The following is a 12,852-nucleotide window of genomic DNA, read 5'->3' as shown; positions in this document are numbered from 1 at the left end:
TGAATCCCGCCGGGTCAGTGTCGCGCGGGAGACCGGGCGCGTCAATGAACTCGGTCAGCCGAAGTGGCGGATGGTTTCCGAGTCGCCGGACCGGTACGGCTCCCAGCCGTCCGCGTCCACCTGCCCCGTGGCGACGAAGGAGGCCGCCGCGTGCGAGAACGTGTCGGCCAGATCGCGTGCCGCTCCGGTGGGCTCGCCGAGCATGGGGGAGCCGGGGTAGGCGTCGATGGTGTTGAAGAAGAAGGGGAGTTCGGCGCAGTGTGTAGCGCCGAGGTGTGCCGGGTCGTCGGCCGGGGTGTAATCGAACTCGTAGACGTAGGTGGAGTAGCCGGCGGCGGCCTGGTGGTCGGCGACGGCTAGCGTCCCGTCGCGGAAAACGATTTCGGTCTCGATTTCAGTGAATACAACGCTGGCCGCGACGTCTCCGACCTCTGCAACCTCTGCGACCTTTGCGTCGTCTACGGCGTCGTGGATCTTCGCGGCTGTGCGGTCGTAGCGCTCGGCGCCGTCCTCGATCTGCCCGGCCACCAGCGCGCGTGCCTGCTCCCCGCTGATTGCCTGAACCGCCGGGTTGAAGGCGAAGAACGCGGTCATCTCGTTCTTGGTGGTGCCGGTCAGCACCTGCTTGCCGTCCAGACGTCCGGCGGCCAACGCCTGCTGCCAGGCCGCCGGGATGCCGGACGCGCCGAGCACCGGGTACATCGGCGGCGCGACGTTGCCGGGGCGAGCCAGTTCCCCGGCGAGTTGTCCGTACGCGCTGAGCATCTTCTCCACCGGAACCGCCCTGAGTGCTTCGAGCAGGTCCAGGCTGCCGGTCAGGCCGAGGATGTCGACGAAGCGCCGGGCGTTCTCGGCTGCCTCGCCAGGGTTCTGCGGCGGCAGGCCGAACGGGGCGGACTGCATGATGACGCGCCGGATCCGCGGGCCGGTGACCGGGGACGCGGCGAGGTAGAGGCTGGAGAAGGCGCCGGCCGACTGGCCGCCGACGGTGATCCGGGCCGGGTCCCCGCCGAACGCGGCGATGTTGCGCTCGATCCAGTCCAGCACCGCGCCCTGGTCCTGCACGCCCAGGTTCTCCACGCCGAGCTCCGGCAGGTACAGGTAGCCCAGGGGGCCGAGGCGGTAGTTGGCGGTGACCACGACGATGTCGCCGGCGGCGGCCAGTTCGCGGCCGTCGTACCAGTCCCAGCCGCCGGATCCGCTGGTGAAGCCGCCGCCGTGGAACCAGAGCAGGACCGGCAGGGCGCGGCCGGACCGCGTGCCTTCGGCCGGCTGCGGCGTCCAGACGTTGAGATTGAGCGAGCCGTCCTCGTCCCAGTCCGGGGTGCGCGCTCCCATGACGGCTTCCAGCCGGGACGCGTTCTGCGGAACGGCCGGGCCGGGGCGGGAGGCGTCGCGGGTGCCGTCCCACTTCGGGTGCGGCTGCGGGGCGGCGAAGCGCAGATCTCCGACCGGGGAGGCCGCGTACGGGATCCCGCGGAAGGCCGCGACTCCGTCCTCGACGATGCCCTGGATGTTGCCCGATTCGGTCCTGACGACGGGGTTGGTCATCGGTGTCACCTTCCTTGCGCTGAATGGACACCCCTGGTGTATCGCCGAGCAACGAAAACACGCTAAATATTGCTCTACTCTGCTCGATATAGGACATGGGTAAGCCCCATATGGCGGATCAAAGACAGGGCCGGTGCTACCTTCCGATGTTGAACGAGACCGACCGTCGGATCGCCGCGGTGCTGATGGCCTCGCCGCGTGCCTCGTGGCGGACTGTCGCCGAGGTACTGGACCTGTCCGAGCGCACGATCGTGCGCCGCGCCGCCCCGCTCCTGCACGACGGCACGCTGCGGCCCACAGCCGTGCGCAACCCCGCGCGCTTCCCCCGGATCGTCCCGATGGTCCTGCGCATCCACTGCCGGCCGAAGCGCATCAAGGCGATCGCCGCGGGACTGGCCCGCCGACCGGACACGATCTGGGTGGACGTCCTCGGCGGCGGCACCGAGATCAGCAGCGTCCTGTTTCTCGACGGGGCCGAGGCGCGCAACACGCTGCTGTTGCGCGACCTGCCGGCCACCGCCGACGTGCTGTCGTGGGACGCCTACGACCTGATGAAGGTGTTCCCCGCCGGCTTCGCCTGGAGCGGGGGACTGCTGAGCCCGCAGGAGTTCGAGACCCTGGCCTCCTTCACCCACGATCCCGTTCCCCCGCCCCAGATCCAGCCCTTCGACGAAGCCCTCATCGACCACCTCGCCGCCAACGCCCGCGCCGGCTACAACGAGTTGGCCACGGCGCTCGACTCGTCGGCGTCAACGGTCCGCCGCCGCCTGGAAACCCTGCTGGCCTCCCACATGCTGCGCCTGGCCTGCGAGGTGGACCTGGCCCAACTCGGCATCGCCACCGAAGCCCTGCTGTGGATCGCCACCGGCCCCGCCGCCCTGGAACAGGCGGGCACCACCCTCAGCCGCCACCCCCAGGTCCGCTTCACCGCCGCGACCACCGGCAGCGCCAACCTCCTGGTCGCCGTTGCCGCCGAGAACCTCGACGCCCTCTACACATTCCTGACCATGACCGTCGGCGCACTGGACGACTTGCGCAGCCTGGAGGTGACCCCGATCCTCACCTCGGTCAAGCGCACCGGCCGCACCAGACCTGTGCCGTGATTCGTCAGTCGGCGCCGGATTCGGATATTGCTACCGGGGATGAATTGCCGCCGCGTCGAATGCCGGCCACGGAGGACCCTCGCGCAGCAAGCGCAGGAGTTCCTCCCCGAATCGCCGCCCGTTCGGAAACTGGTCGCCAAGCTCCCACCGCCATGCTGCGAGCATCGCGAGGACGAGCTGCCGACACTTGTCCAGCAAATCGTGGTCGACGTTCGGGTAATGACCGCCGACCGCCTCGGGCGCATGAGCCAGGTCGAACTCGACGGGGCCGCGGCAGCACGTCTCAAGGTCGATGAACAACGGGCCGCTCTTTGTGTTGAGCACATTGCCCGACCACGGCTCGCCGTGCAGCAGCTGTTCCACGGCGCCGCGGCCCTCGATGGCCTTGCGCAGGCTTCCCAGCGTGGCGCTGAGAAACGTGCGGTCCACGTCGGCGAGTTCCGGTGAGCGAGCCCGGTCGGCGACGACTTCTTCCGCCTCGGCGATGCGGTCCGTGAACCGCGGGCTCGGCACATCGAGGTCGCGCATGCCGGCGTGCAGCCGCTCCAGCGCCGCGGCGTAGTCGCCTGGTGGGGCATGCGGCGTCTCGGGCTGGTGGTAGTAGGTCCACAGCGTGACTGCGAAGCCATCGCGCCTGTACACACGAGGGTCCACCCGAGGCTCCAGGGGACACACCGGGCCGCCGGCTTCGGTGAGCCGCTGGGCGAGCTCGATTTCGAACTGTGCAACCTCTTGCCCCACGTGGGCGACCCGGGCAAAGACATCGCATGGGGCAAGCCGCAGTGCCAGCTTGTTCGAGTTCTGCAGGATGACCGCCTCGTCCACTGGCAGGTCGAACGACGCGGTGATCGAAGTCGCGGCCGCGATCGCACGCGTGATGTCGGAAGTCTCCACCCGCGGATCTTGGCATCGATGGGGGAGAGTTGGCTTTCGATAAATCGGTTGTCGGCCCCCTGCGAACCCGGCAGACTGTACCCATCAAGCGGTTCCGAAGCCGAGATCGGAAAGGAAGGAGCAGGGACATGACCGTCGAAGCGACCCGACTGTGCGTCCTCCGGTCCCTGTGCCTTGCACGCCTTCCGGAGGAGATCTCGGCCTGACCGTCACCAGGTGACGGTCCAAGGGCCGCCCGCCGGAAGGGAAACCTCCGGCCGGGCGGCCCTTCTCATGTTTCACAAGCTTCCGTAGCCCAACTGGCAGAGGCACGGCGTTCAGCGCGTCGTAAGTGTGGGTTCGACTCCCACCGGAAGCACCCAGCACCCGTGCTGCAACTGGTTGACAGCCCGGTCTGAGAAGCCGGGGCCCGAAAAGGGCATGAGGGTTCGAATCCCTCCGGGTGCACTGATCCTGCGCATGTAACGCTTGCGGTTGCCTTCGGGTTGAAAGGCTCCATCTTAAGGGAAAAGCCGCATCATGGGCACCTGCGATGCGCTCGTCGTCAGCGTTGGCCGGGGCGTACTGCCGCTCAAGCGCGCAGCCGCCCCGATCCCGATTACGGGTGCCACACCCAGAAGGGCAGAGCGGCGGCGACGGCGGCACCTATCACTTGGTAGATCAAGTCAGACCTCTCGGGGGCTTCAAGTTGAGCGCGAACGCGCCAACTCTAACGAGACCCGACCGGCAGAACTCAGACTTTTAATTTCTCGTGACGCAGCGCCTGTACACTTTCGCACGCGTGCGAAAACTGGGGAATTTCGAACGATAAGGTGGCTGCGGCGTGTACTCGGGTAATGCGACCGAGGACCTTGGCGACCTTGTCTATGTCCTGATTCTAGCGCGGCGCAAACACGGCGTTCTCCGTCGGAGGCGGGATCTGGCCGCGCATTTGGGCGTGGCGGTCTCGACGTTGAACGATTGGGAGGCCGGTCGTGACGCGCCCACCCTCCTTCATCTCATCCGTTGGGCTCGGGTGTTCAACCTCCGCCTTACGATCTGCAGTGCGGACGGGGACTACCCGCTGACCGAATCAGTGGCCGACGCCGAGCAGGCGTGGGATGTGAGGCAGGCCCGACGTCTGTTCCGGACGCTCACCGAGATTCGCAACAGGCTGCCGATGACTCAACTTGAGCTCGCCAGAAGGCTCGAGGTTACCGACGCGACCGTCCTGCGTTGGGAGCACGGGCGCCGGCATCCGCGCCTGCTGGCTCTTCTTCGGTGGACGCGCGAACTCGGCTGCGTCGTCCAGCTTCGTGGACTGAATCCCTCATAGGATCTGGAGGCTTCCTCCGTGGCGGTGTATGAGTAAAAGGGGCGAAATATATACTCCGCATAGTGTTAGGGGGCACAGAGGTGTATTTTCGCGTGCTAGGCCCTGTCGAGATCTGGGATCAAGATCGTTGTATCCCCGTCGGCGCTTCGAAAGCCCAGCACGTCTTAGCCATCCTCTTGCTCGCCTCTGGCCTGTCTGTCTCGACGGGCAGCATCGCCGACCGCCTGTGGGACGGCAATCCGCCGATCAAGGAACGGGAAACCCTCCAGGTGTACATATCGCGTCTTCGCACCAAATTGCGCGAAGCGGGCGATACCGTGGGGCTGATCCGTGCCAATCGTTCCGGCGGCTATCTGCTCGACGTGCCAGCCGAACTCGTCGATGCGCGACGCTTCGATCAAGCGGTCACTCGTGCCCGGTCCACCGCCGTCTCGGATCCCGAGGCGGCGGTTTCCTTGTTCCGTCAGGCGGAGGCCCTGTGGGGTGGAGAGCCGTTGGCCGGGCTCGTCGGCCAGTGGGCGGACGGGACCAGGCGTGCTCTCTGGGAGCGCCGGCGCTCCGCCGTCCTGACTCGCATCGATCTCGAGCTGAGGCTCGGTAGCGATCCCGATGAACTCGTCAGCGAGCTCGCGGCGCTCACCGCGATCGGCGGAGTCGACCAGGCGGCGGTCGGCATGCTGATGCGCGCGCTGGCGCAGGCGGGACGCCTGGCTGATGCCCTGTCGACGTTCCGCGAAGCCCGGAAGCGATTGCGGTCGGAGATCGGCGCCGATCCGAACCCTGAGCTGCGATTCCTTCATCAAAGGATTTTGAAAGGCGAGCTGGCTCCCAGGTCGCCGAGGCGGAGCGGCACGCACGGTCCGGCCGGGGGATCGCAGACGGGCTCCGGCGCGGCAGTGGACCAGTCGGAAAAGCCGCCCGACAATCTTGATCGCGGTCCGCGCTACCTTGTCGGTCGCGAAACCGAGCTGGCCGATGTGCTGGCAGCGGTCCGCACCGACCTAGGATCCGGATCAAGCGGACCTTCGATCTTTGCCATTGACGGTATGCCGGGAATCGGCAAGACGTCATTCGCGGTGCGTATCGCGCACCTTCTTCGTGACGACTGCCCAGATGGCCGGATCCAGATCAACTTCCGCAGCCATCACCCGCACCAAAGCCCGATAGGCCCGCTGGAGGCGCTACGCCAGCTCCTCGATGAAATCGGAGCGCCGGTCCAGGACGTCGGCCGTGCCGAGTCGGTCGATGCTCTTTCCGCTCTATGGCGCCGTCGCATCTACGGCAAGCGTCTGCTCCTGCTTCTTGATGACGTGCAGAGCCTGGAACAGGTCGAGTGTCTGCTCCCCACCGCGCCGGGGGCCGCGGTCCTGTTGACCTCGCGTCGACAGCTGGGCACCATGTCAGGGCTGCGGCAGCGTTCCTTGAGCACGCTTCCCGACGAGGCGGCGCACGCACTGCTCGCCGATATCACCGAACGCAGCTTCGCCGCGGAGGTCGACGCCGAAGCGCTCGGGCGCTTCACGGCACACTGCGGCGGCCTGCCGTTGGCGATCACCGTGTCTGCGGCACACTTGCGCAAGCGCCCCAACTGGAAGCTCGGCGATCTGGTCGCGCGCCTGGACACCCCGGGGCATCGGTCGGCCGACGACCAAATCACCGGGCCGGTGGATTCCGCCATCGCCTTGTCGTTCTACTCCCTCTCGGCTCAGCTGCGAACCCTGCTGTGCCGTTTGGCCGGGCACCCGGGCCCTGACATCGGCTTGCCCGCCGCCGCGGCGCTTGCCCAGTCCGACGCCACAGGTACCGACCTGGCGCTGGACGCCCTGGTGGAGCACCATCTGATCGAGGAGACCACACGGCATCGCTATCGCTTGCACGACCTGATCCGAGAGTTCGCTCTCGACCGTGCCTGGCATGAGCAGACCCTCGATGATGTCGAGGATGCTGTCCACCGGACGTTCTTGCTCTACTTGCAGACCGCCGAACGTGCCGGCCGAACGCTCTACCCCTCCGAACCAGCCTCGCACAATACCTCTCAGCCTCAGTCGATCGCGGAACCCGCGGACCTTGCGGGCGTCGCGATCGACGTTGACAGTCGCAAATCCGTTCGCGCGTGGCTGGATCTGGAATCTGCGAATCTGACAGCGATCCTCGAGTTCGCATCCGCGCATGGCTGGCGCGGACCCACGACTTCGCTGTTGCACATCCTCGCCGGCCACCTCGATCGGCGCGGACACTGGCGCGAGGCGATCGAGCTGTTGCGTAAGGCTGCGACGGATGTTCCTGACCTTCAGTCGGCGAGTACCGATCCAAGCGAGGACTTCGCGACAGCCGCGCAGATACACACGGATCTCGCGGCGTTCTATGCCCGCGCGGGAGAACTCGAGAAGGCGCTGACCCACGCCACCGCTGCCGTCACCATCTGGACCGTTAACAAGCATCCTTATGGGCAGGCCGAAGCGACACTGCACTCTGGGCGCATCCACTGGCTCTCCGGTCGCCGTACTGAAGCGGTCGAAGATTTCCGCGTCGCCGCTGAGATGTTCGGTGGCCTTGGCGCTCCGGAGCGGCGCGCGACCGCCGAGTACCACCTTGGCATCGGACTGTTCGAACTGGGGCAACTGGACGCCGCCTTCGAATGCATGCAGCGGGTACTCAGTGCTGCGAGCGCGCTCGGCGACGCGGAACTGCGCTGCGATGTCCTCATCAATCTCGGCAAGATGCACTTGATCGCTGACGAGTGCGACGTCGCGATGGCCTACTTCCATCAGGCACAGCCGTTGGCCGCCGAGTCCGGTGATCCCCAGTGCCTGGCCGTGCTGGCCACCAATATCGGTGCGGTCCACCGCCGGCGCGGCCAAGCAGACCTGGCCCTGGCTTCGTTCAGGCAGGCCCTGGCTTGGTCCCGCTCGGGCGCGGACCATCGGAATGAGGCCGAGACCCTCGTGGAGGCCGCCGTGGCCCACGCTGATCTCGGCAACAGCGGCATCGCGGCACGCCAATTGAGCCGGGCTCTTCATCTGGCAGAGGAGAGTGAGGACCCTTTGCAGAGCTCCCACGTGCACCTGGCCACCGGGATCCTGCACCAGCGTGGTGGTGACCGAACGGCAGCCCTGGACTGCTACACGACGGCCCTGGCCGAAGCCGAATCAGCGCAAGCGCCATTGGACCAGGCACATGCTTTGCGAGCCATCGGCGAACTGCTTGCCCCGGAGGAGCCCACGGCCAGCCGCCGCTATCTGGCGCGGGCCAAAGACTTGTATCAGCGCCTCGGACTACACCGGGCCGCGTCGGCAACGACTCTGATCCGGTGACGGCGATGTCAGTAGGGCTTTACCGGACCTGCGAGCCCGTGGATGCAAGCGTTTCGTCAAGCCGACGGCAAGAAGTCTGAAGTGCCGCGATGGAATCCCTCACGAGTAGGCGGCATCGGGAACGGTCGCTGACCCCTGGTGCCGAACATTTCGGGGAGGAGGAGCCATGGGCTCAGGCGGATGCAGGCAGTGGTCCAAGAGCAGCTTCTGCGCCAACGACAAGGACTGCGTGGAGGTCTGGTTCGGCGGCGGCACCGCGCACGTGCGCAACAGCAGCGATCGGCAGGGACCGGTGTTGGTGTTCAACCGGGGTGAGTGGGAGACGTTCCTGCTCGGCGCGTTCAACGGCGAATTCGAGATGCCCATCTGAGAACCGAGTCCGGTGCGGCGCAGCTCGTCATAGGCGGGCTGCGCCGCACCGTGCTGAAATGCACCGTATCCAGGGGAAGCTTCTTGCGAGGTGGCCACGATGACGACAACTCCGTTTGTCGGCCCTGACAGCCCCGACGGCCCGCTCCATTCGTCTTCAACGATGTCCGGTACGGCGCGTGATGTTGTACAGGCTCGCGATGTCCGTGGGGGAGTGCACTTCCACTACCAGACTCGTTTCGACATCCCGCGCGCGTCATTGCCCACACCCCCGCGCCAGCTCCCGGGTACTTTGCCGTTGTTCGTCGGGCGTGAGCCCGAGCTGGAACGGTTGCGAGCCTTGGTGGGCGGCGGCCGGGCGCAGCCGAGTGGTGGGCCGCAGGTCGCACTCATCGTTGGGGCGGGCGGTGCGGGGAAGACCTCGTTGGCCCTCCGGTTCGCCCACGAAGTCCGTGCCCGTTACCCAGACGGACAACTCTTCATCGACCTTCGGGGGTATTCGCCGCAGGCCCCGATGCCACCGACCACAGCCCTGAACCGCTTCATCCGTGCTTTGGGAATACCCGCTCACGACATTCCGCATGAAGTGGAAGAACAGGCCGAGCTCTTCCGCTCCCTGGCTGCCGACCGTGCCTTGCTCATCATTCTCGACAACGTGGGGACCGCCGGCCAAGCCCGGGTCCTGCTGCCCGGCAGCGGCGACTCGTTGGTGCTCATCACGAGCCGCGGCAGGCTCCCGACGCTCTCCAGGTTCATCGGCGGTACCCGAATCGATCTCGGCCTGTTCGACGCGGATGAATCCGCTGCCTTGCTGAGTTCTGCGATGCGGGACCGCGGGGATGCCGACCGCTCGGCTATCGCCGAACTCGCGGCTTTGTGCGCCGGCCTGCCGCTGGCGCTGCGTATCGCGGCTGAGCGGGCCGTCGTTCGGCCTTCAACGCCGCTGCAAGCCGTGATCGACGGACTGCGTCACCAGTCGTTACTCCTTACCGTGGATGAGGTTACTGACATGTCGGACGGGTCGGCCGCGCAGCAGCCTGTTGAGTCGGTCTTCGCTTGGTCGTATCGGCACCTGCCGGACTCGGCCGCCAGGGCCTTCCGTCTTTTCGGGCTGCATCCGGGTATTGACTTTGGTCAGGATTCGGCGGCGGTGCTGGCGGAGGCGTCTCCACTCCAGACGGGAGAGTATCTGGACTTGCTTACTGGGGCGCATCTGATCGAGCGGACCGCATCGGGGCGTTTCCAGTTTCACGATCTGCTTCGTGCGTACGCGATTCACGCTGCGGAACAGCAAGAAACGGCCGAAGCCAGGCAGGCCGCCTTGCACCGGCTCGCCGATTTCTATGTGGACGCCATCGCGAGCGCCGCTTCACGAATCGGGGACGGAAGAGAGCAGGTGATCGCCTGGTACAAGGAGGAGAAGGACGCCATCATGGCGATCGCCAGGATCGCCTCGGCACGTGGCTTCGACGACCTCTCGTGGCGATTGTCTGTATCCGCGGAGCCGTTGTTCGATGCTGAACGGGACTACGAATACTGGTTGGAAGCCGCTGATCTCGGCGTGACCGCGGCGGTGCGTTTGGCCGACTCGGCCGCCGAGGCGGCGGTGCGTAACACGTTGGGAGCAGCCCTCAAGGGCATTCGAGACTACCGGCATGCACTCGAGCAGCATTCCGCTGCCCTCGCGCTCTACGAGGCGATCGGCGATCGGCAGGGGATCACGTTGGCCGCCAACCGGGTGGCGGTGGCTCACTTACTACTCAGAGAGTTCCCGGAAGCCATCACGAGCCTTCATTGTGCGCTGGACGCTCTAGGCCCGGACGAACCCTTCACGATGCGGCAGTTCATCATCGGTAACCTCGCCGAGTGCCACTTGGACATGGGCGCACCCGAGGAGGCTTTGCGGATCGCCGAGAGTCTGCCGCCGGCCGCGCCTCCGGGTCTCGCTGACGATTCGCACCCGGCCGTCGCGAACTCGGTTCGGCTGATCAGAACGTGTACTGAACTTGGACTGTACGACCAAGCCGAGCAGTGGCTCGAGGCCTATGGCAACCTGAGCGGCAACATGCGCCATCAGACGCACTTGGCTCATGCAGGGCTGCGGCTGCGGCAAGGGCGTTTGGATGAAGCCCTGGTGCAATACGAGTCCTGCCTGGCAATACAGTCCGTCGAACGCGTGCGAGGCGAGGCGGATTCCTTCGACGGCATGGGACAGGTCCTCCGCCTCCTTGGAAACGGCTCCGAGGGCCTTGCCTTTCACCGGGACGCGGAAGTGACGCGCCGCCGAGATGGCGACGCCTACGAGTTGGCGAAGACGCTGTGCCTTTTGAGTGAGGCCTATTCGGAACTCTCCAGTGCTCCGGAGGCTGTGCGAGCTCGCGACGAGGCGCTGGAGTTGCTTGAACCCTTCCTCGACCGCAAAGCAGACGAGCTTCGCCAAAGGCTCATGGGGCTGCACTAGTGCCTTCGCTGTTGGTGCTACCGGCCGAAGCGGATTCCTCCGGTGACATCATCGGCTTGTACGGCGTTTCCGTGCACAGTCCCACTAACAGTCTTGGAGGTCACTGCCACAATCGTGGGTGACACGTCCGGCTGGGCACCGTGCAGCCCCGGTAGCGCCTGGACTGCTTCCGCAAGCTCGGGGCGCGCTGCGAGTTGCCCGGCCAGATAGCCGATCCAGAACACTTCCATTCGAGCGGCACGCTCGGATTCCGGCCCGTTCCCGCCGACTATGAGCGCCTGCTTCTTGGCGACGTCGAGTTCGGTCTCGGCTTTTTGGAGCGCGGCGGCATCCGGCTCGGATGGGCCGGATGCGTGGGAGGAGGATTGGCGGTGAGCCCAGAGCCGGGACAACGCAGTGCGTACCTGGGCCCAAGAATCGGTCAGAATGGCTGTGACCAGCGATTGGGCGCCGGGCGTGACCATGGTCGTCAGATCCATGTTCTGAGCGTATGCGGGAGGGCGGTTCAGCGATACAGGGGTCTGAGAAAGTGCGTGGTTTTGCGTTCGTGCTCGGTTGCCTATCCGTTCCCGCTCGCGGCCGCCGCGGTTTCGGCACGATGCTCGGCCTCACCCCGCGATCCCGTTCGCGCCCGTCGCCGCGCCGCGATATCCACGCCACACAGCAGCAGACCCACGGTCGCCAGCCCCGCACCGAGCACGCTCGGCGCGAGGTAGCCCAGACCGTTCGCGATCGCCAAGCTGCCCAGCGCCGCGCCCAGGCTGTTGGCGATGTTCATCGCCGACTGGTTGACCGCCGCGCCCATCAGGCGGGCGCTCGGCGCCGCGCTGATCAGGCGCGACTGCATCGCCGGGCCGATGAACAGGCTGGAGGCGCCGATCAGGAACGCGCCGATGAACAAGCCCGCGGGGGTGTGGGCGATCAGTGCGAACAGGGCTGTAGAGGTGATGAGCGCGCCGAAGCCGAACAGCAGGCTGCGTTCCAGGTTCCGGTCGCTGGCCCAGCCGCCCGCGGCGTTGCCCGCCGTCATGCCCAGGCCCACTGTCGCCAGGACCCATGGCACCCAGCTGTCGGAGAGCCCTGCGATGTGCGTTGTCACCGGGGCGATGTAGCTGTCCACGGCGAAGAAGCCGGCGAAGCCGATCGCCGCGACTGTGGCCACGAGCCAGACCTGTCCGGAGCGGAACGCGCGGAGCTCGTCGCGCGGCGAACCCTCTACCGGAGAGGCGATCGCGGGGACCACCGCCACCACGGCTATCAGCGTCAGGAAGAACATCCCGGCGATGGCCAGGTACGCCACGCGCCAGCCGGCGTGCTGGCCCACCAGGGTGATCAGCGGCACGCCGAACACGTTGGCGACGGTCAGGCCGCCCAGCACCGCCGCGAATCCCCGGCCGTGGCTGCCGGGCCCCATGATCTGGGACGCCAGCAGGCCGGCGGCGCCGAAGTACGCGCCGTGCGGGAGCGCAGCGATGAAGCGGGCCAGCAGGAGCAGGTCGAAGTTCGGCGCGGCCGCCGAGGCCGCGGTGCCGACGATGAACAACGCGAGCAGGCCGAGCAGCAGCTGTTTGCGGGCCACGCGCGCGGTCACGGCGGCTATGGTCGGCGCGCCGACCACGACCCCGAGGGCGTACGCGCTGATCATCCAGCCCGCGTGCGCGACGGCCTTCGAGCTGGACGCGGCGTACTGGCCCCCGAGCAGGCTGTGCGCGACCTGCGGCAGCAGACCCATCGCCACGAACTCGGTCAGTCCGATGGCGAAGCCGCCGAGGGCGAGGGCGGCGACAGCGGCTCGGCGGCGGGCCGGCGACACGTGCGTGACTTGCATGCCGGTCAATATAGCAA

General features: G+C 66.7%; 9 protein-coding genes and 2 tRNA genes. 7 read left to right on the top strand and 4 right to left on the bottom strand.

Annotated features, from left to right (window positions below):
• Positions 1-54: 54 nt before the first annotated feature.
• On the bottom strand, positions 55-1,551 hold the full coding sequence (locus ABH926_RS22600) for a carboxylesterase/lipase family protein (protein ID WP_370367691.1): 1,497 nt from the start codon (positions 1,549-1,551) through the stop codon (positions 55-57).
• 146 nt (positions 1,552-1,697) lie between these two features.
• Between ABH926_RS22600 and ABH926_RS22595 the strand changes: the two genes are divergently transcribed.
• A complete protein-coding gene (locus tag ABH926_RS22595) occupies positions 1,698-2,654 on the top strand; it encodes an Lrp/AsnC family transcriptional regulator (protein ID WP_370367690.1) in 957 nt (318 codons plus the stop codon).
• A gap of 30 nt (positions 2,655-2,684) precedes the next feature.
• Here ABH926_RS22595 and ABH926_RS22590 read toward each other — a convergent pair whose 3' ends face one another.
• Positions 2,685-3,548: a phosphotransferase gene (locus ABH926_RS22590; RefSeq protein WP_370367689.1), complete on the bottom strand. Its 864-nt coding sequence runs from the start codon at positions 3,546-3,548 to the stop codon at positions 2,685-2,687.
• Positions 3,549-3,832: 284 nt separating this feature from the next.
• Here ABH926_RS22590 and ABH926_RS22585 point away from each other — a divergent pair.
• The 6 genes from ABH926_RS22585 (at position 3,833) to ABH926_RS22560 (ending at position 11,007) form a co-directional block, all read left to right on the top strand.
• A tRNA-Leu gene (locus ABH926_RS22585) sits at positions 3,833-3,906 on the top strand.
• Positions 3,907-3,910: 4 nt separating this feature from the next.
• A tRNA-Leu gene (locus tag ABH926_RS22580) sits at positions 3,911-3,995 on the top strand.
• Between the two features lie 376 nt (positions 3,996-4,371).
• Entirely contained in the window at positions 4,372-4,863 is a 492-nt protein-coding gene (locus tag ABH926_RS22575) for a helix-turn-helix domain-containing protein (RefSeq protein ID WP_370367688.1), read from the top strand.
• A 92-nt stretch (positions 4,864-4,955) separates the two neighbouring features.
• Complete coding sequence (locus ABH926_RS22570) at positions 4,956-8,177, top strand: BTAD domain-containing putative transcriptional regulator (protein WP_370367687.1); 3,222 nt, start codon at positions 4,956-4,958, stop codon at positions 8,175-8,177.
• Between the two features lie 166 nt (positions 8,178-8,343).
• A complete protein-coding gene (locus tag ABH926_RS22565) occupies positions 8,344-8,547 on the top strand; it encodes a DUF397 domain-containing protein (protein WP_370367686.1) in 204 nt (67 codons plus the stop codon).
• Positions 8,548-8,646: 99 nt separating this feature from the next.
• Positions 8,647-11,007, top strand: a complete 2,361-nt coding sequence (locus ABH926_RS22560; protein WP_370367685.1) for an NB-ARC domain-containing protein — start codon at positions 8,647-8,649, stop codon at positions 11,005-11,007.
• A gap of 17 nt (positions 11,008-11,024) precedes the next feature.
• Here the strand turns inward: ABH926_RS22560 and ABH926_RS22555 are convergent, their stop codons facing one another.
• On the bottom strand, positions 11,025-11,486 hold the full coding sequence (locus ABH926_RS22555; RefSeq protein WP_370367684.1) for a hypothetical protein: 462 nt from the start codon (positions 11,484-11,486) through the stop codon (positions 11,025-11,027).
• 80 nt (positions 11,487-11,566) lie between these two features.
• Positions 11,567-12,835 (bottom strand): MFS transporter, encoded by a 1,269-nt coding sequence (locus ABH926_RS22550; RefSeq protein ID WP_370367683.1) that lies wholly within the window; start codon positions 12,833-12,835, stop codon positions 11,567-11,569.
• Positions 12,836-12,852: the final 17 nt, after the last annotated feature.

This window comes from Catenulispora sp. GP43 (genome assembly GCF_041260665.1).
Classification (GTDB): domain Bacteria; phylum Actinomycetota; class Actinomycetes; order Streptomycetales; family Catenulisporaceae; genus Catenulispora.
The sequence above is the reverse complement of the archived record's forward strand: the minus strand, read 5'-3'. Positions and strand labels throughout refer to the sequence as shown.

What these genes read in the sequence shown, in the direction of transcription:
- ABH926_RS22600 (WP_370367691.1), bottom strand. Translation starts at nt 1,551, where the DNA reads ATGACCAACCCCGTCGTCAGGACCGAATCGGGCAACATCCAGGGCATC.
- ABH926_RS22595 (WP_370367690.1), top strand. Translation starts at nt 1,698, where the DNA reads ATGTTGAACGAGACCGACCGTCGGATCGCCGCGGTGCTGATGGCCTCG.
- ABH926_RS22565 (WP_370367686.1), top strand. Translation starts at nt 8,344, where the DNA reads ATGGGCTCAGGCGGATGCAGGCAGTGGTCCAAGAGCAGCTTCTGCGCC.
- ABH926_RS22560 (WP_370367685.1), top strand. Translation starts at nt 8,647, where the DNA reads ATGACGACAACTCCGTTTGTCGGCCCTGACAGCCCCGACGGCCCGCTC.
- ABH926_RS22555 (WP_370367684.1), bottom strand. Translation starts at nt 11,486, where the DNA reads ATGGATCTGACGACCATGGTCACGCCCGGCGCCCAATCGCTGGTCACA.
- ABH926_RS22550 (WP_370367683.1), bottom strand. Translation starts at nt 12,835, where the DNA reads ATGCAAGTCACGCACGTGTCGCCGGCCCGCCGCCGAGCCGCTGTCGCC.